Origin of the sequence: Kitasatospora sp. NPDC058115 (assembly GCF_042884635.1) — a bacterium.
GTDB lineage: Bacteria > Actinomycetota > Actinomycetes > Streptomycetales > Streptomycetaceae > Kitasatospora.
Window position 1 is genome coordinate 16,726 of record NZ_JBHVTL010000003.1, and the last position, 23,596, is coordinate 40,321.

A 23,596-nucleotide genomic window follows, 5' to 3' on the forward strand; every position below is an offset into this window, starting at 1 on the left:
GACGTATGCCCGTCCCACCGGTCCGCACCAGACCCGATCGCACCCCCTCCCCCGGTGGGAGCCACCCCCTCCCTCTCAAGGGGGACAGCCGGTGAAGAATCCACTTCCGGAGGATGAGCGGACGGCTACGGGACGTCTGGCAGACTTCTCGTCCATGGGGGAACCGACCGAGATCCAGCAGAACGGCGGCCGCATGCCCGACGGAGCCACCCGCGCCGCCCAGACCCGTACCTCCGCCCTGCGCGACCGCGTCCGCGACCAGCGCCGTTCGCCGGCGCGCCCGCGGATCTGGTTCGAGCTGGCGCTGATCGGTCTCAGCTACTGGGTCTACTCGCTGGTGCGCAACGCCGTCCCCGAGCAGGAGTCGGTGGCGCAGAAGCACGCCGGCTGGATCTGGGACCTCGAACACTCCCTCGGCGTCGCCGTCGAGCGCTCGGTCAACCACGCGGTCGACAGCGTCGGCTGGCTGATCACCGGGATGAACTACTACTACGCGACGCTGCACTTCATCGTGACCATCGGCGTCCTGGTCTGGCTCTACCGTTGGCACCCCGGCCGCTACGTCGCGGTCCGCACGGTGCTGTTCGTCACCACGGCGATCGCGCTGGTCGGCTTCTACTTCTTCCCGCTGGCGCCGCCCCGGCTGATGACCGACGGCGGCTTCATCGACACCGTGAAGACCCACGGCACCTGGGGCTCGATGGCCTCCGGCCCGGCCACCCACGTCTCCAACCAGTTCGCCGCGATGCCCTCGATGCACATCGGCTGGTCGACGTGGTGCGGTCTGACCATCTTCTTCCTGGCCCGCCGGACCTGGGTCCGGGTGCTCGGCCTGCTCTACCCGGTGGCCACCCTGGTGGTGATCGTCGCGACCGCCAACCACTTCTGGATGGACGCCGTCGGCGGCCTGCTCTGCCTGCTGGTGGGCTTCCTCGCCGCCCGCTGGCTCTACCACTCCTGGGTCTATCGCCTCCCCCAGGTGCCCGCCCGGGAGGCGGAACCGGCCGAGCCGGTCACCGTCCCGGAGCAGTGGAGCGAGCCCGCGGTGACCAGCGCGCGGCGGTAGCGCCCGCACATCGCGGAAGAGGGGCCCCGGATCACCGGGGCCCCTCTTCCGTCGCCCCGCTGCCGCGCCCCGACCAGCCCCTCCCCGCCCCGTCTCAGCCGTAGAACAGCCGCTCCACCACCGACCGGGCCCGCCGGGTGGTGCGCCGGTAGTCGTCCACCAGCTCACCGCTGTGCCCGGCCCCGTACCCCAGGTAGCGGGCCACCCCCGCCAGCTCCCGGGCGTCCGCCGGGAAGGAGTCCCCCGGCCGGCCGCGCACCAGCATCACCGCCGAGCGCACCCGGGAGGCCAGCACCCAGGCCGCGTCCAGCACCTCCGCGTCCTCCGCCCCGACCAGCCCGGCCCCGGCCGCCGCCGCCAGCGCCGCCCTGGTCCGGGTGGTGCGCAGCCCCGGCAGCCCGTGCCCGTGCTGCAACTGGAGCAGTTGGACGGTCCACTCGACGTCCGCCAGCCCGCCCCGGCCGATCTTGGTGTGGGTGGTCGGGTCGGCGCCGCGCGGCAGCCGCTCCGCCTCGATCCGGGCCTTGATCCGGCGGATCTCCAGCAGGTCCCGCTCCGGGACCCCGGTGCCCGGGTAGCGCAGCGGGTCGACCAGCTGCCGGAACCGCTCCCCCAGCCCGGGGTCGCCCGCCACCGGCTCGGCGCGCAGCAGTGCCTGGCTCTCCCAGGCGTGCGACCAGCGCCGGTAGTACGCCGCGTACGAGGCCAGCGAGCGCACCAGCGGGCCGTTGCGCCCCTCCGGCCGCAGGTCGGCGTCCACCTCCAGCGGCGGCTCGGTGGACGGCGCGGCCAGCAGGGCGCGCAGCTCCAGGCAGACCGCCTGGGCGGCCCGGGCGGCGTCCTCCTCCAGCGAGCCGAGCAGCGGCTCGTGGACGAAGAGCACGTCCGCGTCCGAGCCGTAGCCCAGCTCGTGCCCGCCGAACCGGCCCATCGCGATCACCGCGATCCTGGTCGGCAGCGCGCCGTTGCGTTCCTCCCAGCCCGCCACGCAGGCCCGCAGCGCGCCCTGCAGGGTGGCGGCGTTCAGCGCGGTCAGCGCCTCGCCGGCGGTGTCCAGCGCCTGCGCCGGGTCCTCGCCGAGCCGCCCGAGCACATCGGCGGCGGCGGTGCGGAACAGCTCGCGGCGGCGCACCGAGCGGACGGCGGCCACCGCGGCGGCGGTGGAGTCGGCCCGGCCGGCGGCGGCCAGCACCTCCCGCTCCACGGCGGCCCGTCCGCGTGGCACCAGGCCCTGCGGGTCGCCGAGCACGGCGACCGCCTCGGGCGCCCGCAGCAGCAGGTCGGGGGCGAGCCGGCCGGCCGACAGCACCCGGGCCAGCTGTTCGGCGGCGGCGCTCTCGTCGCGCAGCAGCCGCAGGTACCAGGGGGTGCGGCCGAGCGCGTCGGAAACCTGCCGGAAGTTGAGCAGCCCCGCGTCCGGGTCGGCGGAGTCGGCGAACCAACCGAGCATCACCGGCAGCAGGGTGCGCTGGATGGCGGCCTTGCGGCTGACCCCGGAGGCGAGCGCGGTGAGGTGGCGCAGCGCCGCCGCGGGATCGGCGTAGCCGAGCGCCTCCAGCCGGGCCCGGGCCGCCTCCGGACGCAGGCCGGCCGCGCCCGGCGGCAGTTCGGCGACGGCGTCCAGCAGCGGCCGGTAGAACAGCTTCTCGTGCAGCCGCCGCACCTCGACCGCGTGCCGGCGCCACTCCCGCTGGAGGGCGGCGACCGGATCGGCCCGGGTGTCGTCGTTGATCAGCGGGGCGAGCGAGCGGGCGAGCCGGCGCAGGTCCTCCTGGCCGGTGGGCATCAGATGGGTGCGGCGCAGCCGGTGCAGCTGGATCCGGTGCTCCAGCGAGCGCAGGAACCGGTAGGCGGCGTCCAGCGAGGCGGCGTCGGCGCGCCCCACGTACCCGCCGCGGGAGAGCGCGGCCAGCGCCTCCAGGGTGTTGCCGCTGCGCAGCGCCTCGTCGGTGCGGCCGTGCACCAGCTGGAGCAGCTGGACGGAGAACTCGACGTCGCGCAGCCCGCCGGGGCCGAGCTTGAGCTGGCGGTCCAGTTCGGTGGCGGGGATCGAGTCGACCACCCGGCGGCGCATCTGCTGCACGTCGGCGACGAAGTTCTCCCGGGCGGCGGCCTGCCAGACCATCGGCGCCAGCGCGGCGGTGTACGCCTCGCCGAGCTCCTGGTCGCCGGCCACCGGGCGGGCCTTGAGCAGCGCCTGGAACTCCCAGGTCTTGGCCCAGCGCTGGTAGTACGCGAGGTGGCTGGCCAGGGTGCGGACCAGCGGGCCGTTGCGGCCCTCGGGGCGCAGATTGGCGTCGACCGGCCAGATGGTGCCCTCGCCGGTGGTGTCGGCGCACAGCCGGGTGAGCGCGGCGGCCAGCCGGGTGGCGGCCCCGACCGCCTCCTGCTCGTCGACGCCCTCGCGCGGCTCGGCCACGTAGATGACGTCGACGTCGGAGACGTAGTTGAGCTCGCGCCCGCCGCACTTGCCCATGCCGATGACGGCGAGCCGGCAGGCCGCGGCGGCCTGCGGGTCCTCGGCGGCGGCCAGGTCGAGGGCGGTCTGCAGGGTGGCGCCGGCCAGGTCGGCGAGTTCGGCGGCGGTCTGGGCGAGGTCGGTGGTGCCGGTGAGGTCGCGGGCGGCGATGGCCAGCAGGCAGCGGCGGTAGGCGACGCGCAGCGCGTCGGCCGGGCGGCCGGCGGGGCCGGCGGCGACGCCCTCGGCGAGCGCGCGGCGGAAGTCCTCCGGGCCGGGGTGCATGTCGCGCAGCTCGAAGGTGACCAGCACGTGCCAGTCGTGCGGGTGCCGGGCCAGGTGGTCGGCGAGGGCGGTGGAGGCGCCGAGCACGCCGAGCAGCCGGTCGCGCAGCGGTTTGGAGGTGGTCAGGGTGTCCCGCAGGGTCTGCCGGTCGACCGGGTCGGCCGCCTCCAGCAGCCGGGACAGGCCGAGCAGCGCGAGATCGGGGTCGGCGGTGGCGGCGAGCGCGTCGAGCAGCAGCGGGTCCGCGGCCAGCCCGTCCAGGGCCGGTTCGGCGAGCAGCCGCAGCGCCTGCCCCGGATCGGTGAACCCGCGCCGCACCAGCCTGATCTCCGGCCGGCTGACCCGGCTTCCGGCCCGCTGTTCGTCCACCGCCATCGGCCTCTCCGTCCGTCCGCTCCAGCAGGGTACGCGCCCGCGGCCCGCCCCACCCGCGAGCCGCACACGACCGACGGGCGGTGCGCCGTCTCGCGCACCGCCCGTCGGTCGTTCGTTCCTCCGCTCACGCGCTCACCCGGCGCCCTGCGGGCCGGGCCCGGTCACGCGGACCGGCGGCCCCGGCCGACCCGCACGGCCGCGGCGCCCGCCGCGACCAGCGCCGCCGAGAGGCCGAGCAGGGCCGGCGAGGCGCCGCTGCCCGTCTCGGCCAGCTCCTCGTGGTGACCGCCGTACTCCTGCCCGTGGTGGCCGCCGTACTCCTCGCCGTGGCCGCCGCCCTGGCCGCCCTCGTGGCCGTGGCCGCCCTGACCGCCGCCCTGGCCCTGGTGGCCGGAGTGGGACGGCTTGTAGGACGCCCGCTCCTTCTCGCCGAACTTGGCCTTGTTGACGTTGGAGAGGCTGTTGTTCTGCGAGGCCGACTGGTTGGTGTTCGCCGTGTTGCTGGCGGTGTTGCTCGCCGAGTTCTGCGCGGAGTTGTGCACCGTGTTCTGCGAGGTGTTGTTCGCGCTGCTGGTGGCGCTGTTGTTCGCGCTGTTGTCGTTGTGGATGTGGTTCTGCACGATGACCGTCACGTTGACGTGCTGCGACTGGGCCTGCTCACCGCTCTGGGACTGGCCCTGGGCCTGCTCCTGGGCCTGCGCCTGCTCCTGGGCCTGGGCCTGCTCCTCGGACTGGGCCTGCTGGCCGCCGCTCCCCCCGTTGCCACCGTTCCCGCCGTTGCCGCCGTTGCCGCCGTTCCCGCCGTGACCCTCGTGGCCGCCGTGGCCCTCGTGGTCACCGTGGTGGCAGGGGCAGACGGGCTCCTCGTGGCAGTGCTTGCCGGTGGGGGCCGACGCTTCGAGCAGCTCCTCGCCGGCGACCGGCGTCGACGGCCGCGGCGCGGGCCGGCCGCGGTCCGCCTCGTCCTGCCCGACCGCCGCCTCCGCCGGCCGGGCCGCCTCGACCTGCCCGGCGGCGGCCGCCGCGTCGGCGCCGTCGGTCCAGAAGGAGTGACTGACCGTCGCCTCGGCCGGGAGGACACCGCGGTTGTCGAAGGTCCAGGTGTGGACGGCGCTGTCGCGGCCCTCCGCGGCCTGGCGGAGAAGCCCGTCGACCCATTCACCCTGGGCCTCCGCCGATTCGGCGCCGACACGGTGGTCCACGGAGGACGAGGCGTAGGCCGCGGAGGCGGTACCCCACACGAGGGCGGCCGAGGTCAGTCCGGACAGAGCCAGGATGGTGATTCGAGTACGCATGACACTCCAGGGTGATCCGCAAAACGGATCTTCTGAATACGCCCCTTCACCGCCCCGCACCGGCTCGCACCGCTGCAGAGTAACCGCAATGGCCTAACGGATTACCGTGCGCGGGGGACACCCCCCGCACGGCCCCCACCGCTTGACGTACCGTCAGAGCACCTGGAGGTTCTTCCGCAGCTCGAACGGGGTGACCTCGGAGCGGTACTCCTCCCACTCCTGCTTCTTGTTGCGCAGGAAGAAGTCGAAGACGTGCTCGCCGAGGGTCTCGGCGACGAGTTCGCTGCGCTGCATGAGGTCGATGGCCTCGCCGAGGTTCTGCGGCATCGGCTGGATGCCGAGGGCGCGGCGTTCGGCGTCGGTGAGGGCCCAGACGTCGTCGTCGGCGCCGGGCGGGAGTTCGTAGCCCTCCTCGATGCCCTTGAGGCCGGCGGCCAGGGTGACGGCGTAGGCGAGGTAGGGGTTGCAGCCGGTGTCGAGGGAGCGGACCTCGACGCGGGTGGAGCCCTGCTTGCCCGGCTTGTACATCGGGACGCGGATCAGCGCGGAGCGGTTGTTGTGGCCCCAGCAGATGTAGGACGGGGCCTCGCCGCCGGCGCCGGCGGTGCGCTGGGAGCCGCCCCAGATCCGCTTGTAGGAGTTCACCCACTGGTTGGTGACGGCGGCGGTCTCGGCGGCGTGGCGCAGCAGGCCGGCGATGAAGGAGCGGCCGACCTTGGAGAGCTGGTACTCGGCGCCGGACTCGTGGAAGGCGTTGCGGTCGCCCTCGAACAGCGAGAGGTGGGTGTGCATGCCCGAGCCGGGGTGGTCGGAGAACGGCTTGGGCATGAAGCTCGCGTGGACGCCCTGCTCCAGCGCGACCTCCTTCATCACCAGCCGGAAGGTCATGATGTTGTCGGCGGTGGAGAGCGCGTCGGCGTACCGCAGGTCGATCTCCTGCTGGCCGGGGGCGCCCTCGTGGTGGGAGAACTCCACCGAGATGCCCATCGACTCCAGCATGGTGATCGCCTGGCGGCGGAAGTCGTGGCCCACCCCGCGCGGGGTGTGGTCGAAGTAGCCGGACTGGTCGGCGGGGATCGGCGGGGTGCCGTCGCCGGGCAGGTTCTTCAGCAGGAAGAACTCGATCTCGGGGTGGGTGTAGAAGGTGAAGCCCTGGGCGGAGGCCTTCTCCAGGGTGCGCTTCAGCACGAACCGCGGGTCGGCGTACGAGGGCGAGCCGTCCGGCATCAGGATGTCGCAGAACATCCGGGCGGTGCCCGGGGTCTCCGAGCGCCACGGCAGGATCTGGAAGGTGGTCGGGTCCGGCTTGGCGATCATGTCGGACTCGTAGACCCGGGCGAAGCCCTCGATCGCCGAGCCGTCGAAGCCGATGCCCTCCTCGAAGGCCTGCTCCAGTTCGGCCGGCGCCACCGCGACCGACTTCAGGAACCCCAGGACATCGGTGAACCAGAGCCGGACGAACCGGATGTCACGCTCTTCGAGCGTCCGAAGCACGAACTCCTGCTGCTTGCCCATGGGGACAGTCTCACCTCTGCTCTTTACGTTCGTGTTACGCCCGGAACCGCCCGGAAGCGGCCCTCCCCATCATGGCGGATCACCGCGCCCGGGGGCAGCGGCGACCCCGGCCGAGACATTGCGTCAGATCGACGATTAGACTCGGTGGCATGCCCAATCTCCGTCTCGCCCTCTGCCAGACCGACCCGTGGGTCGGTGACCTCGCACGCAACAGCGATGAGGTGATCCACTGGACCAAGCGGGCCGCCGAGGCCGGTGCCCAGCTGGTCGCGTTCCCCGAGATGGCCCTGACCGGGTACCCGGTCGAGGACCTCGCGCTGCGCCGTTCCTTCGTCGAGGCGTCGCGGGCCGCGCTGGTCGAGCTGGCCGCGCGGCTCGCCGCGGAGGGACTCGGCGAGGTGCCCGTCGTGGTGGGCTACCTCGGCCGCTCCGACCAGGCCTCGCCGCGGTTCGGCCGGCCGGCCGGCTCGCCGCAGAACTGCGCCGCCGTGCTGTTCCGGGGCGAGGTGGTCACCCGGTTCGCCAAGCACCACCTGCCGAACTACGGCGTGTTCGACGAGTACCGCTGGTTCGTCCCCGGTGACCAGCTGCCGGTGCTGCGGCTGCACGGGGTGGACGTCGCGCTGGCGATCTGCGAGGACATCTGGCAGGACGGCGGCCGGGTGACCGCCGCCCGCGAGGCCGGGGCCGGCCTGCTGCTGGTGATCAACGGGTCGCCGTACGAGCGGAACAAGGACGACGCCCGGCTGGAGCTGGTCCGCCGCCGGTCCGCCGAGGCGGGCTGCGCGCTCGCGTACGTGAACATGGTCGGCGGCCAGGACGAGCTGGTCTTCGACGGCGACTCGATCGTGGTCGCCCCGGACGGCGAGGTGCTGGCCCGCTCGCCGCAGTTCGAGGAGCACCTGCTGGTGCTGGACCTCGACCTGCCGGCCGCGAGCAGCGACCACACCGACGGGCTGCTGCTGGCCGACGGCCTGCACCTGGTCCGTGCCGAGCTGGGCGGCGAGCCGGGCCCGGCGCCCGCCGAGCCGGTCCGCGCCGAGGTGGCGCCGCGGCTGAGCGACGAGGCGGAGATCTGGTCCGCGCTGGTCTCCGGCACCCGGGCCTACGTCCGCAAGAACGGCTTCCGCTCGGTGCTGATCGGCCTGTCCGGCGGGATCGACTCGGCCCTGGTGGCCGCCCTCGCGGTGGACGCGCTGGGCGCCGGGAACGTGCACTGCGTCTCGATGCCGAGCCGCTACTCCTCGCAGCACTCCCGGGACGACGCGGCCGAGCTGGCCCGCCGCACCGGGCTGAACTTCCGCACCGTGCCGATCGCCCCGATGTTCGACGCCTACATGGCGGCCACCGAGCTGACCGGCCTGGCCGAGGAGAACCTGCAGTCCCGGCTGCGCGGCACCCTGCTGATGGCGATCTCCAACCAGGAGGGGCACATCGTGCTCGCGCCCGGCAACAAGAGCGAGCTCGCGGTCGGCTACTCCACCCTGTACGGCGACTCGGTCGGCGCGTTCGGCCCGATCAAGGACGTCTACAAGTCGCTGATCTTCCGGCTGGCGCGCTGGCGCAACGAGGAGGCCGAGCGGCTCGGGGAGGTCCCGCCGATCCCGGAGAACACCATCTCCAAGCCGCCGTCCGCCGAGCTGCGGCCGGACCAGAAGGACACCGACTCGCTGCCCGACTACGACCTGCTGGACACCGTCCTCGACCTGTACGTCGAGGGCGACCAGGGCCGGGACGCGATCGTGGCGGCCGGCTTCGACCCGGCCGTGGTGGACCGGGTGGTGCGGCTGGTGGACACCGCCGAGTACAAGCGGCGGCAGTACCCGCCGGGCCCGAAGATCTCGGTCAAGGGCTTCGGCCGGGACCGCCGGCTGCCGATCACCAACCGGTGGCGCCAGGGCTGAGCGGCGCCCGCCCGGTCCGCGGACCTCACCGGTAGCGGTAGGTGGCGGCCACCGCGAGGTGGTCGCTGCCGTCCCGCTCCAGGGTCCGCGAATCGGTGGGCGTCAGCCCGCCCTTGCTCATGATCTGGTCGATCCGGGCCATCGGGAACGACGCCGGCCAGCTGAAGCCGAAGCCGTCGCCGGCCGCGCCCTGGGCCGAGCGCATCTGCGAGGTGACCGGCGCCAGGCTGCGGTCGTTCATGGTGCCGTTGAGGTCGCCGAGCAGCAGCACCTTCTTCACCGGCTCGGCCTGGATCGCGTCCCCGAGCGCCTGGGCGCTGACGTCCCGCTGGTTGACGGTGAAGCCGCCCTCGGCCTTGAGCCGGACCGACGGCAGGTGTGCGACGTACACCGCGAGCGGGCCCTGCGGGGTGCTGACCTCGGCCCGGAACGCCCTGGTCCAGCCCATCTTGATGTCCACCACCCGGACGTCGCCGATCGGGTACTTGGACCAGAGCCCGACGGTGCCCTCGACGGCGTGGTACGGGTAGCTGTCGGCCAGCCCGGACTCGTAGGCGCGCAGCGGCCGGCCGGCCAGCTCCTGGAGCGCGACGATCTGCGCCCCGGACTCCTCCAGCATCCGGACGGTGCCCTGCGGGTCGGCGTTGAGGGCGGCCACGTTGTGGCTGACCACCGTGAAGTCGCCGGTGCCGCCGCTCTTGTCGGTGAGCAAGCCGCCGAACATGTTGGTCCAGATCACCGTCGGCACCAGCAGCGCGAGCAGCGCGGTGGCGGAGCGGCGCAGCAGGGCGGGGACGAGCAGCACCGGCACGGCCAGGCCCACCCAGGGCAGGAAGGTCTCCAGCAGGCTGCCGAGGTTGCCGGTGCTGTTGGGCACCTCGGAGTGGAAGGCCATCAGGGCGCCGGCGAGCAGGGCGAGGACGGCGAGCACCAGGCCGCGCCGCCAGGCGGTGGCGCCCCGGGCGTCCCGGCCCCAGCGCCGCACCCCGAGGAGTCCGGCCGCGGGGCGCCGGCCGGATCCCGGGTCGCCGGCCTCCGCCGTGACCACCCGGTCCGCCCTGTCCGCCTGCGCCATGCCGTGGCTCCCGTCGTTCGTGCCGTCCGGCCGCCCGCGGCCGGTCCGGCGCGGGCCTCCGCCGGGTGGCGGGAGGGCGTGCCGGACTGGTGCGGGTTTGGCCGGATTCCCGGCTCAGCCTATGCCGGGACAGACGTCCGGCCGGTGGACCGGGGTTCCGGCGTGGCCCGGTTGGTGAGCCAGGCCACGTGCGCCGGGGCGGTGTCCCCCCGGCGATCCCCGGCGATCCCCCGGTGATTCCCCGGTGATTCCCCGGCGGCCCTGCGGCGGTCCCCCGGCGGGCCGTGGACGGTCAGGCGGGCACGGGCGGGCGCAGGGCCGGGCCGGCCAGGCCCTTGAGCAGCGCGTCGACCATCCGCTCGGCGAGTTCGGGGTCGTCCAGGTCGGAGTCGTCCCACAGGATGCTGCGGGCCAGGATCGGGCCGATCAGCAGGTCGGCGAGCAGTTCCTCGTCGAGGTCGGCGCGCAGCTCGCCCCCGGCGATGCCCCGGCGGATGACCTCGCGGGCGGCCTCCCGGCGCGGCACGATCACCCGTTCGCGGTAGGCGGCGTGCAGTTCGGGCCAGCCGTGCATCTGGCCGAGCGCCGCCTTGAGCACCCAGCGGGAGCGCTTGGCGAGCCCGCGCAGCCGCATGTACTCGATCATCGCGACCAGGTCGCCGCGGATCGAGCCGGTGGACTCGGGCAGCGGCTCCTCCATCCTGCTGACCATGTCGACCAGCAGGGCCTCCTTGTTGGGCCAGCGCCGGTAGATGGTGGCCTTGCCCACGCCGGCGCCGGTGGCGATGCCCTCGATGGTCAGCTCGGACAGGCTGGTGCCGGCCGCCATCTGCTCCTCGACGGCAGCGAAGATCGCCTGCTCGGCGGCCTCGCTGCGGGGCCTGCCCCGGCGCGGGCCGGTGCAGGGCGGCGCGGCCGTCGGCTCGGTCTTCATCTCACATCTCCCGGTGGTGGGGCTCCCGCCCCGGCGCGGGGGCGGGGGTCGCACGCGCTCGTGGGCCCTGGCGCCGGCGGGTTCCCGGTGCCAGGGCCCCATTCTCGCTCAGCGCGGCCCCGGGCCGGACGTGCCCGGCCCGGGGTCGCGGACCGGTCGTCGCAGGTCGGGCGTCCGCGGGCGGGTGTCGCGGCCCGGGCGGGCCCGGACCGGGCGGGCCGGGACCGGGCGTCCACCCGGGCCGCGCGGGCGACGGGCCCGGCGTGCGCGGCCCGGTGCCCGAGACTCGGCCGCCCGAGGCTCAGGCGTCCGCGGCTCAGGCGTCCGCGGCCGCCGCGCTGCGGAGCGCCGCGTCCGGTGCGCCCGCCTCCTTCGCGCCGGACGGCCCGCCGGGAGCCCCCGCGGCACCCGCCGGGGCCTTGCCGGGCAGCAGGAACCAGGCCAGCAGCGCGCCGACCAGGGTGATCCCGGCGGAGAGCGCGGCCACCACGTGCATGGCGTGGATGAAGGAGTCGTTGGCCGGGCCGATCAGCTCCGTGCCCCGGTCGCCGAGCCGGGCGGCGACCGCCAGGGTGGCCTCCAGCGACTCGCCGGCCTTCTCCCGCAGTTCGGCGCTGGGCAGCTGGGCGAGCCGGTCGGAGATCCCGTCGCGGTAGACGGTGGAGAGCACCGCACCGAGCACGGCGACCCCGAGCGAGCCGCCGACCTGGCGGAAGGTGTTGTTGACCGCCGAGCCGGCGCCCGCCTTCTCGCGGGGCAGCGAGCCCATGATCGCGACGGTGATCGGCGGCATGACGTGCGCCATGCCGACGCCCATCAGCAGCCCGAGCACGACCAGCACCCAGATCGGGGTGGTGGCGCCCAGCAGCAGGTAGCCGAGGAAGCCGACCGCGATGAACAGCATGCCGACGGCGCAGGTGGCGCGGACGCCGAAGCGGTCGACCACCAGCCGGGCGCGCGGGGCGAAGACCAGCTGGGCGGCGGCCAGCGGCAGCATCAGCACGCCGGCCTCCAGCGCGCTGTAGCCGCGCACGCTCTGGGTGTAGAAGACGCCGAAGAACGAGACGCCCATCAGCGCGAAGAAGACCACGCCGACCACCACCACCGAGGCGCTGAACACCTTGTTGCGGAACCAGTTGACGTCCAGCGCGGGGTGCGCGGCGCGGCGCTCGTGGAGCACGAAGGCGGCCAGCGCCAGCAGGCCCACCAGCACCGGGCCCCAGGCCTCGACCGCGGTGAAGTCGGCCAGCTCGCCGCCCTTGATGATGCCGTAGATCAGCGCCACCAGGCCGACGATGGACAGCAGCACGCCGACCGGGTCCATCCGGCCCGGGTTCGGGTCCTTGGACTCGGGGACCAGCACCGTCATGGCGATCAGCGCCACGACCACGATCGGCACGTTGATCAGGAAGACCGAACCCCACCAGAAGTGCTCGATCAGCAGGCCGCCGGTGATCGGGCCGATCGCGATGGCCAGGCCGACGGCGCCGGCCCAGATGCCGATCGCCTTGGGCTGCTCGGAACGCTCGAAGACGTTCATGATGATGGCGAGCGTGGCCGGCATGGCCAGCGCGCCGCCGACGCCCATCAGCGCGCGGTAGCCGATCAGCTCGCCCGGCGTACTGGCGAGCGCGGAGAGCAGCGAGGCGACGCCGAAGACGGCCATGCCGGCCAGCAGCGCCCGCTTCCGGCCGAAGCGGTCACCGAGCAGGCCGGAGGTGAACAGCAGTCCGGCGAAGACCAGGGTGTAGGAGTTGATCGACCATTCCAGGTCGCTCTGGCTGGCGCCGATGCCGGTGGGCGCCGGGGACGCGATGGTCTTCATCGCGACGTTGAGGATCGAGTTGTCGAGGACGACGACGAGCAGGGCGAGCACCAGGGTGCACAGGATCGCCCAGCGGCGGCGGTGGATGGCTTCCGGCACACGGGGTGGCGCGGCTGCGGTGGTCATGGATTCTTCCCGTCGTGGTACGGCGTGGCACTGGCGGGCATTTCGATCCGCGATCGTCTCGTAAACCCCCCTCGGCCAGCGTAGCGAGCTTTTCGATACGAGACGAATCCGTATCGTAAAACCGTGGCAAAGACTCACCGGTGCCCCGGCGGCGGGCCGCCGCAAGCGGAGTGACCCCCGCCCCTTTTGCGCCCGCGCCGGGCCGTGCAAGCATGGAGGTGATCCGGGGACGCCGCACGGCGCCACGAGACGACAACCCTTCAGGAGCCTGTTCGATGAACGCTTCTTCGCCCTCGCCTGCCCAGAACCGGGCGACGACGACCGCCACCCTCTACGGTGGGGTCACCAACCGCCGCGTCACCGTCCGCGACCTCGCCGCCGCCAAGCAGCGCGGCGAGAAGTGGTCGATGCTGACCGCCTACGACGCCCTCACCGCCGGCGTCTTCGACGAGGCCGGCACCCCCGTCCTGCTGGTCGGCGACTCCGCCGGCAACTGCCACCTCGGCTACGAGACCACCGTGCCGGTGACCATGGATCAGATGGTGATGCTCGCCGCCGCCGTCGTCCGCGGCACCGAGCGGGCCATGATCGTCGCCGACCTGCCGTTCGGCTCGTACCAGGAGTCCCCGGCCCAGGCCATGCGCAACGCGGCCCGGCTGATGAAGGAGGCCGGGGTCGGCGCGGTCAAGCTGGAGGGCGGGGAGCGCAGCGCCCGCTCGATCGAGCTGCTGGTCGAGGCCGGCGTCCCGGTGATGGCCCACATCGGCCTCACCCCGCAGTCCGTGCACGCCTTCGGCGGCTACCCCGTCCAGGGCCGCGGCGACGAGGCCGCCCACCAGCTGCTGCGCGACGCCAAGGCGGTGCAGCAGGCCGGCGCCTTCGCGGTGGTGCTGGAGGCGGTGCCCGCCGAGCTGGCCCGGGAGGTCACCGAGCAGCTCGCCGTTCCCACCGTCGGCATCGGCGCCGGTGCGGACTGCGACGCCCAGGTGCTGGTCTGGACCGACTTCGCCGGGATGACCGCGGGCCGGGTGCCCAAGTTCGTCAAGCAGTACGCCGACCTGCGGGCCGTCCTCGGCGGCGCCGCCCGCGCATTCGCCGAGGACGTGCGCGGCGGCGCCTTCCCGGCTCCGGAGCACACCTTCCACTGACGCGCACCGTCACCGGGGCCCGGCCGCGGCCGTGGCCGGGCCCCGGTGACAGCGGGCTGACAGCGGGCCGACAGTGCCCCGCGGGCCCGCCGCCGCACCGGCCGGCCCGCTGACAGCGGGGTGACAGCCGGGGCGGACAGCCTTGGGGCATGACACGCATCGCCACCGCCCCGAACGACCGGGGGCCCGCCGCGGGGAACGCCGTGGAGGTCCACGGCATCGTCAAGCACTTCGGCGAGACCAAGGCCCTCGACGGGGTCGACCTCACCGTCCGCGAGGGGACCGTCCTCGGTGTGCTCGGCCCCAACGGGGCCGGCAAGACCACCCTGGTCCGCGTCCTGTCCACGCTGATCAAGCCCGACGCCGGCACCGCCTTCGTCGGCGGCTACGACGTGCTGCGCCAGCCCAAGCAGCTGCGCCGCACCATCGGCCTCACCGGCCAGTACGCCTCCGTCGACGAGCTGCTCTCCGGCTACGAGAACCTCTACCTCATCGGCCGGCTGCTCGACCTCTCCCGCCGCGACGCCAAGGCCCGCGCCACCGAACTGCTGGAGCGGTTCTCGCTCACCGAGGCCGCCAAGCGGCCCGCCAAGACCTACTCCGGCGGCATGCGCCGCCGCCTCGACCTGGCCGCCTCGATGATCGGCCGGCCCCGGGTGCTCTACCTGGACGAACCCACCACCGGCCTCGACCCGCGCACCCGCAACGAGGTCTGGGACGAGGTCCAGCGGATGGTCGCCGAGGGCTCCACCGTGCTGCTCACCACGCAGTACATGGAGGAGGCCGAGCAGCTCGCCGGCGAGCTGACCGTCATCGACCGCGGCCGGGTGATCGCCGCCGGCGGCGTCTCCGACCTCAAGGCCCAGGTGGGCGGCCGGACCCTGCAAGTGCGCCCGGTGCGCCCGGCCGAGCTGCCCGAGATGGCCCGCTGCCTCCAGGACACCGGCATCACCGCCACCTTCTCCGCCGACACCGGCGTGCTGTCGGTGCCGATCACCGCCGACGAGCAGCTGACCGCCGTCATCGGCGTGCTCGGCACCCGCGGCTTCGCGGTCGCCGGCATCGACACCAAGCTGCCCAGCCTCGACGAGGTCTTCCTCGCCATCACCGGCAAGCCCGCGGACCGTCCGGCCCCCGCGGACACCGTCCCCAGCCTCGCCAAGGAGCCCGTCGCATGACCACCGCCACGCTCGCCCCCGCCCGGGCCGAGGACACCGGGATCGGCCTGGCCGGCCACCTGCGGCACGTCGGCGCCCTGACCCGCCGCAACCTGATGCGGATCAAGGCCGACCCGGAGTCGATGTTCGACGCCGTCCTGATGCCGGTCATCTTCACGGTGCTGTTCGTCTACGTCTTCGGCGGCGCCATCTCCGGCGGCCAGGACGCCTACAAGCAGTACATGATCCCCGGCCTGCTCGGGCAGACCGGGCTCACCCTGGCGATGGCCGTCGGCACCGGCCTCAACAGCGACTTCCAGACCGGCGTGATGGACCGCTTCCGCACCCTGCCGATCGGCCGCTCCTCGGTCCTGCTGTCCAAGATCGCGGCGGAGACCTGCCGCGCCCTGCTGTCCTTCACCATCCTGATCGTGTTCGCGCTGATCCTCGGCTTCGAGCTGAACGGCGGCCCGCTGAGGACGCTGGCGGCGGTCGGCCTCTCGCTGGTGTTCGGCATGTCGATCGTGTGGATCTCGATGCTGCTGGGCATGGCCCTGCGCAGCGCCCAGGCCGTCCAGGGAGTCGCCATGCTGGTGCTGATGCCGATGCAGTTCGGCAGCTCGATCTTCGCCCCGACCGACACCATGCCGGGCTGGCTGCAGGCCTTCACCAAGGTGAACCCGCTGTCCGGACTGGCCGACGCCTGCCGGGCGCTGATGAACGGCCACGGCGCGGTGGCGCACCCGACCTTCGTCGTGCTGGCCTGGTCGGCCGCCATCACCGCGGTCTTCGCGCCGCTCGCCGTCGCCCGGTTCCGCAAGCGGACCTGAGCGGTGGGCGAACGACCGGACCCCGGGGTGCGCGAGGGGAGCACCCCGGGGTCCGGCGCGTCCCGGGCCGTGGGGCGGCCGTCGGCGGGGCGTGCGCCGGCGGGGCGGCCGTCAGCCGACCACCCGGTTGAGCAGCGCGGTGGCCTCCAGCACGGACAGCGCGCGCCCCTCGGCGGCCACCGCCTCGAACACCGCGTCACCCAGCAGGTCCCGCAGGCTCTCCTCGGCCCGCTCGCGCTCCACCCGGTCGAGGAAACCGCCCCGCGGCCCGTTCATCCCGGCGTGCGCGCCGAACAGCACCGCGGCCCGGCGGGCCTTGTCGAGGTCCCCGTCGCGCCGGGCGAAGACCTCCAGCACCCCGATCACCGGCGGCAGCATCATCACCGACAGCTGCTCGACGAACCCGCTCGCGGCCGCCGACACCGAGCGCAGCAGCACCCGTCCCTCCTGGACGAGTTCGAGCCCCCGGTCCGGATCGCCGCCACGGGCGGTGATCCAGCCCCGGGTGACGGTCAGCATCCCGCCGACCACGTCCGGGGCGAACGCGCCGACCCGCGTCCAGTTCAGCGCGTCCAGCTCCGCCAGCGCCGCCTCGTGGTCGCCGCGCAGGGCCTGGATGCCGCAGAGCATCAGGCGCCCGAAGAGCAGCGCGCCGTTGGTCGACTGCTTGTCGCCCGGCGTGATCCCGGCCAGCGCCTCGCGGATCACCCGCTCCCCCGCGTCCCTGTCCTGGTCCAGCATCGCCGAGCCCAGGTGCACCCGCAGCATCGGCACCTCCTGCGGCGCGCCCAGCTCCTCGGCCAGCTCGATCGCCCGCCGGTACGCCTCGACGGCCTCCGCCGCCCGCCCCTGGTTGGCCAGCGACTCGCCGCGCGCGGACAGCGCCTGGGACATCCCCCACAGGTCGCCGGACCGGCGGTACAGCTCCAGCGACTCCTCGCCGTCCAGGGTGCTCTGCGCCGCGCCGTCCGGCCAGTCGTTCATCATCTTGGCCCGGATCTGCAGGATGAACGCCAGGTCGGTGGAGCTGCCGTGCCGCCGGCAGCCCTCCACCGCGTCGTCCAGCAGCTCCTGCATGGTGTCCAGCTGCCCGACCAGGAAGGCGCCGAAGACCCGCATCAGCCCGGGGAAGCGGTAGGCCTGCGGCAGGTCCGGGGTGTAGGCCTCGGTGACGTTCCGGGCCAGGGCGACCGCGTCAGGGTCCGCCAGCACGTCCAGGTTGCCCTCGAACAGGCTGATCAGCCGGCAGATGACGACCGCCCGGCGGGCCTCGTCGGCCACCTCCGGCGGCATCGGCAGCGGGTACTCCAGCACCGGCCGGTCCAGCGGCACCGGGCGGGTGTCCGGGCCGAACGGGTCCGGGCCGATCGTCAGCACCGCCTCGTACCAGCGGCGGGACTCCTGGCTGAAGCCGCGCAGCGACCAGTACCAGCTCATGCCCAGCACCAGGACCAGCGCCTCGCCCTCGTCCCGGCGGTCGACGGCGCGGCGCAGCGCGGTCCGAATGTTGTCGTGCTCCCGCTCCAGCACCGCCAGCCAGTGCAGCTGCGCCGGGCCGTGGACGTTGAGGTCGGCGGTGCGGACGAGCTCGCGGAAGTACGCGACGTGCCGGGCCTCGGTCGCCCCGGTCTCCCGCGCCTCGGCCAGCCGCTCGACCGCGTACTCGTGGATGGTCTCCAGCATCCGGTAGCGCGGCGGGCCGTCCCCGGTCAGGTCGGCGACCAGCAGGGACTTGTCGACCAGCGAGAGCAGCAGGTCGGCGACCTCCTCGCCGGGCACCTCGGCGCCGTCCGAGCAGACCGCCTCGGCCGCCTCCAGCGTCCAGCCGCCGGCGAACACCGCCAGCCGGCGCAGCACCGCGCGCTCCTGCTTGCCGAGCAGGTCCCAGCTCCAGTCGACCACCGCGCGCAGCGTCTGCTGACGCGGCAGCAGGGTGCGGCTGCCGGCGGTGAGCAGGGCGAACCGGCCGTCCAGCCGGTCGGCGATCTGCCGGGCGGTCATCACCCGCAGCCGGGCGGCGGCCAGCTCGATGGCGAGCGGCAGGCCGTCCAGCCGCCGGCAGATCTCGGCGCACGCCTCCGGGTCGCTCTGCGGGTCGAAGCCGGGCCGGGCGGCGGCGGCCCGCTCGGCCAGCAGCCGCAGCGCCACCGGGTCGGGCAGCGGCTCCACCGGCAGCACGGTCTCCCCCGGCACGCCCAGCGGCTCGCGGCTGGTGGCCAGCACGGTCAGGCCGGGGCACTCGGTGAGCAGGCTCTCGGCGAGGTCGGCGGCGGACTGGATGAGGTGCTCGCAGTTGTCCAGGACGAGCAGCATCCGGCGACGCCCGCAGTACTCGACCAGCCGGCGCACCGGGTCGTCGCTGCGGGCCTCGATCACCTCGGCGACCATGCTGGCGCCGGTGTGCAGGACGGTCTCGCGCAGGCCGAGCGCGGAGACCACCGCGCCGGGCACCGCGTCCGGGCGCTCCAACGGGGCCAGCTCGGCCAGCCAGACGCCGTCCGGCCAGTGCCCGGCGGCCTGCTCCAGGCGTCCGGCCTCGACCGAGAGACGGGTCTTGCCGGAGCCGCCGGGGCCGGTCAGGGTGACCAGTCGGCTGGTGGCCAGCACCGAGCGCAGGGCGGCGAGGTCGTGCTCGCGGCCGACGAAGCTGGTGAGGCGGCCGCGCAGATTGCCCGCGGGGCGGGCCGGCGCCGGGGCGGGGGGTACCGGGGCCGCGGGCGCCGCTGTCGCGGGCGGGGCCCCGGTGGGCGGTCCGGCGGGGGCCAGCAGCTCGGCGTGGAGGGTCCGGAGCTGGCGCCCCGGGTCGACGCCGAGTTCCTCGGCCAGCGCGCGCCGGGTGCGCTCGTAGTGCTGCAGCGCCTCCGCCGTCCGGCCGCTCTCGTGCAGCGCCCGCACCATGAGGTACTGCAGCGGCTCGTCCAGCGGCTGCCGCTCGCACAGCTCGGCGAGCTCGGCCACCAGCTCGGCGGCCCGGCCGAGGCCGAGGTCGGCGGTGATCCGGTGCCGGCGGGCCTCCTCGCGCTGCGCCTCCAGCCGGGTGGCCGGGCCGCCGCGGTCCGGCAGGTCCGCGAGCACCGGGCCGCGCCACAGCGCGAGTGCGGCCCGCAGCCGCTCGGCGGCCTCGGCGTGGTCGCCGCGCTCCAGCGCCCGGCGGCCCTCGCCGGCCAGCCGCTGGAACTCGCCGAGGTCGGTCACCGGGTCGGTCAGCCAGTACCCGGCCGGGCCGGAGCCCACCCGGTCGCGGCCGATGGTGCGGCGCAGCCGGCCGACCAGGGTCTGCAACGCCGCCGAGGAGTCCTGCGGCGGATCGGCGTCCCACACCTCGTCGACGAGCAGGTCGGCCGGCACCGGGCGCCCGTGCCGCAGCGCCAGCGCGGCGAGCAGGGCGCGCAGCCGGGCGCCGCCGAGCGGAACCGGGGTGCCGTCGTCGTGGTGGGCGGTGGTGGTGCCGAGGATGCCGTAGTGCACCGCACCATTCTGGTGGATCGGCGCGGCCGGCCACGCACATTTGTCCGGTCCGCCACCCTGACCCGACCCTGACTCCCGGAGCCCCCCGGAACCGGTACCGGGCTCCGTACGTTCATCCGGGGCGGCTTGTCCGGCGCGGGCGCGCCCGGCATGATCGGCCTCTGCCCCTTCCCCACGCGACCCCGACCACCGGAGCACCCACACCATGACCTTCGCCGCCACGCAGCGCTCCCGCAGCGAGGACCGCCGGATCAGTCCGGTGTTCTGGGCGCTGCTCGCGATCCTCGTCACCGCCGGCATCGCCGTCCACCAGGGGTACGGCAACGCCCGTTTCGGGATCTTCCTGTTCGTGGTGGCCGGCTGGATGGTCTCGCTCTGCCTGCACGAGTACGCGCACGCGCGGACCGCGCTGCACGGCGGCGACATCAGCGTGGGCGCGAAGGGCTACCTGACCCTCAACCCCTTCAAGTACGCCAACGTGCTGCTCAGCTTCGTGCTGCCGATCGTCTTCGTGCTGCTCGGCGGCATCGGCCTGCCCGGCGGCGCGGTGTGGATCGAGCGGCACCGGGTCCGGGGCCGGCTCAAGCACAGCCTCATTTCGGCCGCCGGACCGCTGGTGAACCTGCTCGCCGCCGTGCTGCTGCTGGTCCCGGTCGGCGCCGGCTGGCTCGACGACCCGGCGGTGCACGCGGTCTGGAACGGCTTCGAGCTGAACGTCTCGCCGTTCGCGCTGGCGCTGGGCTTCCTCGGCATGCTGCAGCTGAGCGCGACCCTGCTGAACCTGCTGCCGGTGCCCGGCCTGGACGGCTACGGGATCATCGAGCCGTGGCTGTCGTACCGGACCCGGCGGGCGATCGAGCCGTTCGCGCCGTACGGCATGCTGGCGGTCTTCGCGCTGCTCTGGCAGCCCGAGGTGAACCACTGGTTCTTCGAGGCCGTGTACGGCGTGATGGACCTGCTGGGCGTCGACCGCGCCTACCCGCAGGTGGGCCACGAGCTGTTCACGTTCTGGAAGGACTGACCCGCGGGTCAGGACTGCTCGGCGGCCGCCCGGGCCAGCTTCTCGCGGCGCACGTTCATCCAGAGCACGTTGCTGGCGATGCCCGCCATCGGAAGCCAGATCAGGCCGAGCCACCAGCCCTGCACCAGCGAGACCACGGCGGCGGCCAGCGCGAGAACGGCGACGATCGAGGCGAGGACGGACGTGCGGGGCATGGCGGCAGACTCCTGGGGCCGGTGGACGGACGGTCCCCATTCTCGCCGACCTCACCTGCGGACCGGGTCCAGGGGTGAGGTCGGCGAGCCGGTGATCGGACGTCGGTGATCAGACGTCGGTGATCCGCAGGCCCGCGTGGGCCTTGTAGCGGCGGTTGACCGAGATGAGGTTCGCCACCAGCGACTCCACCTGGTGGGCGTTGCGCAGCCGGCCCGCGAAGATGCCGCGCATGCCGGGGATCCGCCCGGCCAGCGCCTGCACGATGTCGGTGGCCTCCCGCTCCTCGCCGAGCACCATCACGTCGGTGTCGATCCGCTCGATCGACTCGTCCTGGAGCAGCACCGCCGACAGGTGGTGGAAGGCGGCCGTCACCCGGGAGTCCGGCAGCAGGGCGGCGGCCTGCTGGGCGGCGCTGCCCTCCTGCGGGACGAGCGCGAAGGCGCCCTGCTTGTCGAAGCCGAGCGGGTTGACGCAGTCCACCACGATCTTCCCGGCCAGCTCCTCGCGGAGCGCGGTGAGCGTGGCGGCGTGGCCGTCCCACGGCACCGCGACGATCACGATGTCGCTCTCCCGGGCGGTGGCGGCGTTGTCGGCGCCGCGCACGCCGTGGCCGATCGCGTCCGCCGAGGCCTGCGCGCGGGCCGCGTCGCGCGAGCCGATGATCACCTGCTGGCCGGCCTTGGCCAGCCGCAGGGCCAGCCCCCGCCCCTGGTCGCCGGTGCCGCCGAGGACACCGACCACGAGCTGCGAGACGTCCGGCAGCTCGTGGGCCGGGTTTGTCGCTGAATCGAGGGAAGTCATGGCCCGATCCTGCCAACCGCCGGGCCTCCGCGTCATCCTGTGGCCCATGGACGCGGTGAGAGTTTCGGCACTTCGGGAGCGGTTGGAGGGCACCGGCTGGCTGGAGGCCGTCGGCGGTTTCGCCGGTGAGCTGCGGCGGTCGGTCTCCCGGCGCGGCGCGGGCGAACTGCTGCTGGTCGGCACCGAGGCCTACGAGCCCTGGCACCTGGCCGCCCATCTGGAGGACGAGGCCGCCTGGTCGGCCGTCCCCCGGCTGGCCCCGACGCTGCTGCGGCACCGGGTCCCGGAGCGGGCGCCGGCGCACCTGGCGCACGGCCTGGGCCGGCTGACCGGGGCCGGGCGCGGGGCGACGGTGCTGGTGGTCGCCCCGGCGGCGGCCGGCGGGACGCTGCTGGAGCGGGTGCACGACGCCCGGCGGCACGGCGCGACGGTGCTGGCGGTGGACGGCGCCGGGTCCGCCGACCTGGCCGGGCTGGCGCACCGGCGGCTCACCGTCGGCACGGGCGAGGAGGAGCCGTTCGACCTGGCGCAGCACCTGGTCAGCGCCGCCGCCGGGCAGCGGCCCGCGCGGCGGGCGGCGCTGGACCGGCTGGCGGCGCTGGCCGGGCGGCTCGCGGCGGGGCCGACGGTCAGCCGCTGGTAGGGCGCGCGGCAGGGGCCGGGGCGGGGGTACGGCCGGGGGCGCGGCGGGCCGGTAAATCGATTGCGGCCCGGCCGGGCGCCCCGCAGGATGGTCGCTCGTGAACGACGCCGCCGCGCCCCCGACCGGCCGGGCGAGGTCCCTGCTGCGCTCGGTCGCCCCCGACCTCTCCCCCTGGCGCTCCTCCCGGGACTTCCGCCTGCTCTGGCTCTCCGGCTGCGTCACCAGCTTCGGCAGCTTCCTCACCTACGTCGCCGTGCCGCTGCAGATCAAGGAGCTCACCGGCTCCTCCTTCGCGGTCGGCCTGGTCGGCGCCTTCGAGCTGGTCCCGCTGATCGTCTTCGGCCTCTGGGGCGGCGCCCTCGCCGACGCCCTGGACCGCCGCCGGCTGGTGCTGTTCGCGGAGGCCGGGCTCGGCCTGCTCAGCGTGCTGCTGCTGGTCAACGCGCTGCTGCCGACGCCGGTGCTGTGGCCGGTCTACCTGGTGGCCGCGCTGGTCGCCGCCGCCGACGGCCTGCAGCGCCCGTCGCTGGACGCGCTGACCCCGCGGGTCGTCCGGCACGACCAGCTGGCCGCCGCCTTCGCGCTCAACTCCCTCTACCGCAACGTCGGTTCGGTGGCGGGACCGGCGCTGGCGGGCGTCGTGGTGACCTTCGCCGGGGTGCAGACCGCGTACGCGCTGGACGTCGTCACCTTCGGTGCCTCGTTGCTGCTGCTCGCCCGGATCCGCGCCGTCCCGCCGCCGACCGACGCCGAGAAGCCCTCGGTGCGGGCGGTGCTCACCGGGATCCGCTACGCGTGGAGCCGCAAGGACCTGCTGGGCACCTACGCGATCGACCTCTGCGCGATGCTGTTCGCCTTCCCGGTGGCGATCTTCCCGTTCCTGGCCGCCGATCTGCACGCCGACTGGGCGCTCGGCCCGATGTACGCCGCCTCGGCGGTCGGCGCCCTGCTCGTCTCGGTCACCAGCGGCTGGACCTCCCGGGTCCACCGGCACGGCCGGCTGCTGCTGGCCGCCGCGCTCGGCTGGGGCGCGGCGATCGCGGTGGCGGGCCTGTCCGGCTCGGTCTGGTGGGTGCTGCTCTGCCTGGTCGCGGCCGGGGGCGCCGACGAGGTCAGCGGCATCGCCCGCTCCACGCTGTGGAACCAGTCGATCCCGGACGAACTGCGCGGGCGGATGGCCGGGGTGGAACTGCTCAGCTACTCCGTGGGGCCGCAGCTCGGCCAGGTCCGGGCGGGCGGCATGGCCGGGCTGGTGGGCGTGCGGGCCTCGGTGTGGATCGGCGGCGCCGCCTGCGTGGTGGGCGTGCTGGCACTGGCCACCGCGTTGCCCCGGCTGCTCTCGTACGACGACCGCACCGACCCGAACGCGGCCGCCGTCCGCGCCGAGCACGAGCGGGCGGCCGCCCTGCGGGAGGCGGCGGAGCGGGGGCCCGCGGAGCAGGCGCCGGCGGACGCGTCCTGAGCCGGCGCCCGGC

The 23,596-nt window shown here is 74.3% G+C and carries 17 protein-coding genes; 8 read left to right on the forward strand and 9 right to left on the reverse strand.

Annotated features, from left to right (window positions below; all coding sequences use genetic code 11):
- Positions 1-154 precede the first annotated feature (154 nt).
- Positions 155-1,066: a phosphatase PAP2 family protein gene (locus tag ACFVVL_RS03695; protein ID WP_387671147.1), complete on the forward strand. Its 912-nt coding sequence runs from the start codon at positions 155-157 to the stop codon at positions 1,064-1,066.
- A gap of 94 nt (positions 1,067-1,160) precedes the next feature.
- Here the strand turns inward: ACFVVL_RS03695 and ACFVVL_RS03700 are convergent, their stop codons facing one another.
- The 3 genes from ACFVVL_RS03700 to ACFVVL_RS03710 all read right to left on the reverse strand — a co-directional run bounded on the left by ACFVVL_RS03700 (position 1,161) and on the right by ACFVVL_RS03710 (position 6,994).
- Positions 1,161-4,184 (reverse strand): bifunctional [glutamine synthetase] adenylyltransferase/[glutamine synthetase]-adenylyl-L-tyrosine phosphorylase, encoded by a 3,024-nt coding sequence (locus ACFVVL_RS03700; RefSeq protein ID WP_387671149.1) that lies wholly within the window; start codon positions 4,182-4,184, stop codon positions 1,161-1,163.
- A gap of 161 nt (positions 4,185-4,345) precedes the next feature.
- A complete protein-coding gene (locus ACFVVL_RS03705; RefSeq protein WP_387671151.1) occupies positions 4,346-5,479 on the reverse strand; it encodes a hypothetical protein in 1,134 nt (377 codons plus the stop codon).
- A 153-nt stretch (positions 5,480-5,632) separates the two neighbouring features.
- Entirely contained in the window at positions 5,633-6,994 is a 1,362-nt protein-coding gene (locus ACFVVL_RS03710) for a glutamine synthetase family protein (RefSeq protein WP_376150213.1), read from the reverse strand.
- Between the two features lie 149 nt (positions 6,995-7,143).
- On the opposite strand from ACFVVL_RS03710, the gene ACFVVL_RS03715 reads away from it, so the two are divergent.
- The gene (locus tag ACFVVL_RS03715; RefSeq protein WP_380295867.1) at positions 7,144-8,898 is read left to right on the forward strand and encodes an NAD+ synthase; all 1,755 of its coding nucleotides are present in this window, start codon (positions 7,144-7,146) and stop codon (positions 8,896-8,898) included.
- Between the two features lie 25 nt (positions 8,899-8,923).
- On the opposite strand, the gene ACFVVL_RS03720 is transcribed toward ACFVVL_RS03715, so the two are convergent.
- The 3 genes from ACFVVL_RS03720 to ACFVVL_RS03730 all read right to left on the reverse strand — a co-directional run bounded on the left by ACFVVL_RS03720 (position 8,924) and on the right by ACFVVL_RS03730 (position 12,858).
- On the reverse strand, positions 8,924-9,973 hold the full coding sequence (locus ACFVVL_RS03720) for an endonuclease/exonuclease/phosphatase family protein (RefSeq protein WP_380295865.1): 1,050 nt from the start codon (positions 9,971-9,973) through the stop codon (positions 8,924-8,926).
- Positions 9,974-10,265: 292 nt separating this feature from the next.
- Positions 10,266-10,907, reverse strand: coding sequence for a TetR/AcrR family transcriptional regulator (locus ACFVVL_RS03725; protein WP_387671153.1), 642 nt, complete (start codon positions 10,905-10,907; stop codon positions 10,266-10,268).
- Positions 10,908-11,223: 316 nt separating this feature from the next.
- Positions 11,224-12,858 carry an MFS transporter gene (locus ACFVVL_RS03730; protein ID WP_380295177.1) on the reverse strand — a complete coding sequence of 545 codons (1,635 nt, stop codon included), beginning with the start codon at positions 12,856-12,858 and terminating at the stop codon, positions 11,224-11,226.
- Positions 12,859-13,133: 275 nt separating this feature from the next.
- Between ACFVVL_RS03730 and panB the strand changes: the two genes are divergently transcribed.
- From panB to ACFVVL_RS03745, 3 genes are all read left to right on the forward strand, one after another.
- Positions 13,134-14,006 carry a 3-methyl-2-oxobutanoate hydroxymethyltransferase gene (panB, locus tag ACFVVL_RS03735; RefSeq protein WP_380295175.1) on the forward strand — a complete coding sequence of 291 codons (873 nt, stop codon included), beginning with the start codon at positions 13,134-13,136 and terminating at the stop codon, positions 14,004-14,006.
- Between the two features lie 149 nt (positions 14,007-14,155).
- Positions 14,156-15,184 carry an ATP-binding cassette domain-containing protein gene (locus tag ACFVVL_RS03740; RefSeq protein WP_387671155.1) on the forward strand — a complete coding sequence of 343 codons (1,029 nt, stop codon included), beginning with the start codon at positions 14,156-14,158 and terminating at the stop codon, positions 15,182-15,184.
- Positions 15,181-15,993 carry an ABC transporter permease gene (locus tag ACFVVL_RS03745; RefSeq protein ID WP_380295171.1) on the forward strand — a complete coding sequence of 271 codons (813 nt, stop codon included), beginning with the start codon at positions 15,181-15,183 and terminating at the stop codon, positions 15,991-15,993. Before ACFVVL_RS03740 ends, ACFVVL_RS03745 begins: the two co-directional genes overlap by 4 nt.
- A 111-nt stretch (positions 15,994-16,104) precedes the next feature.
- On the opposite strand, the gene ACFVVL_RS03750 is transcribed toward ACFVVL_RS03745, so the two are convergent.
- Positions 16,105-19,461, reverse strand: a complete 3,357-nt coding sequence (locus tag ACFVVL_RS03750) for a BTAD domain-containing putative transcriptional regulator (RefSeq protein WP_387671158.1) — start codon at positions 19,459-19,461, stop codon at positions 16,105-16,107.
- A 205-nt stretch (positions 19,462-19,666) separates the two neighbouring features.
- On the opposite strand from ACFVVL_RS03750, the gene ACFVVL_RS03755 reads away from it, so the two are divergent.
- Positions 19,667-20,482: a site-2 protease family protein gene (locus tag ACFVVL_RS03755; RefSeq protein ID WP_380295167.1), complete on the forward strand. Its 816-nt coding sequence runs from the start codon at positions 19,667-19,669 to the stop codon at positions 20,480-20,482.
- 8 nt (positions 20,483-20,490) lie between these two features.
- On the opposite strand, the gene ACFVVL_RS03760 is transcribed toward ACFVVL_RS03755, so the two are convergent.
- Together ACFVVL_RS03760 and npdG are read right to left on the reverse strand one after the other, a co-directional pair.
- Entirely contained in the window at positions 20,491-20,676 is a 186-nt protein-coding gene (locus ACFVVL_RS03760) for a hypothetical protein (protein WP_380295165.1), read from the reverse strand.
- 109 nt (positions 20,677-20,785) lie between these two features.
- Positions 20,786-21,478 (reverse strand): NADPH-dependent F420 reductase, encoded by a 693-nt coding sequence (gene npdG / locus ACFVVL_RS03765; protein ID WP_380295164.1) that lies wholly within the window; start codon positions 21,476-21,478, stop codon positions 20,786-20,788.
- Between the two features lie 46 nt (positions 21,479-21,524).
- Between npdG and ACFVVL_RS03770 the strand changes: the two genes are divergently transcribed.
- Both ACFVVL_RS03770 and ACFVVL_RS03775 read left to right on the forward strand, forming a co-directional pair.
- On the forward strand, positions 21,525-22,121 hold the full coding sequence (locus tag ACFVVL_RS03770) for a hypothetical protein (protein ID WP_387671161.1): 597 nt from the start codon (positions 21,525-21,527) through the stop codon (positions 22,119-22,121).
- A 97-nt stretch (positions 22,122-22,218) separates the two neighbouring features.
- Positions 22,219-23,583: an MFS transporter gene (locus ACFVVL_RS03775; protein ID WP_387671162.1), complete on the forward strand. Its 1,365-nt coding sequence runs from the start codon at positions 22,219-22,221 to the stop codon at positions 23,581-23,583.
- Positions 23,584-23,596: the final 13 nt, after the last annotated feature.

What these genes read in the sequence shown, in the direction of transcription:
- ACFVVL_RS03695 (WP_387671147.1), top strand. Translation starts at nt 155, where the DNA reads ATGGGGGAACCGACCGAGATCCAGCAGAACGGCGGCCGCATGCCCGAC.
- ACFVVL_RS03700 (WP_387671149.1), bottom strand. Translation starts at nt 4,184, where the DNA reads ATGGCGGTGGACGAACAGCGGGCCGGAAGCCGGGTCAGCCGGCCGGAG.
- ACFVVL_RS03705 (WP_387671151.1), bottom strand. Translation starts at nt 5,479, where the DNA reads ATGCGTACTCGAATCACCATCCTGGCTCTGTCCGGACTGACCTCGGCC.
- ACFVVL_RS03710 (WP_376150213.1), bottom strand. Translation starts at nt 6,994, where the DNA reads ATGGGCAAGCAGCAGGAGTTCGTGCTTCGGACGCTCGAAGAGCGTGAC.
- ACFVVL_RS03715 (WP_380295867.1), top strand. Translation starts at nt 7,144, where the DNA reads ATGCCCAATCTCCGTCTCGCCCTCTGCCAGACCGACCCGTGGGTCGGT.
- ACFVVL_RS03720 (WP_380295865.1), bottom strand. Translation starts at nt 9,973, where the DNA reads ATGGCGCAGGCGGACAGGGCGGACCGGGTGGTCACGGCGGAGGCCGGC.
- ACFVVL_RS03725 (WP_387671153.1), bottom strand. Translation starts at nt 10,907, where the DNA reads ATGAAGACCGAGCCGACGGCCGCGCCGCCCTGCACCGGCCCGCGCCGG.
- ACFVVL_RS03730 (WP_380295177.1), bottom strand. Translation starts at nt 12,858, where the DNA reads ATGACCACCGCAGCCGCGCCACCCCGTGTGCCGGAAGCCATCCACCGC.
- panB (WP_380295175.1), top strand. Translation starts at nt 13,134, where the DNA reads ATGAACGCTTCTTCGCCCTCGCCTGCCCAGAACCGGGCGACGACGACC.
- ACFVVL_RS03740 (WP_387671155.1), top strand. Translation starts at nt 14,156, where the DNA reads ATGACACGCATCGCCACCGCCCCGAACGACCGGGGGCCCGCCGCGGGG.
- ACFVVL_RS03745 (WP_380295171.1), top strand. Translation starts at nt 15,181, where the DNA reads ATGACCACCGCCACGCTCGCCCCCGCCCGGGCCGAGGACACCGGGATC.
- ACFVVL_RS03755 (WP_380295167.1), top strand. Translation starts at nt 19,667, where the DNA reads ATGACCTTCGCCGCCACGCAGCGCTCCCGCAGCGAGGACCGCCGGATC.
- ACFVVL_RS03760 (WP_380295165.1), bottom strand. Translation starts at nt 20,676, where the DNA reads ATGCCCCGCACGTCCGTCCTCGCCTCGATCGTCGCCGTTCTCGCGCTG.
- npdG (WP_380295164.1), bottom strand. Translation starts at nt 21,478, where the DNA reads ATGACTTCCCTCGATTCAGCGACAAACCCGGCCCACGAGCTGCCGGAC.
- ACFVVL_RS03770 (WP_387671161.1), top strand. Translation starts at nt 21,525, where the DNA reads ATGGACGCGGTGAGAGTTTCGGCACTTCGGGAGCGGTTGGAGGGCACC.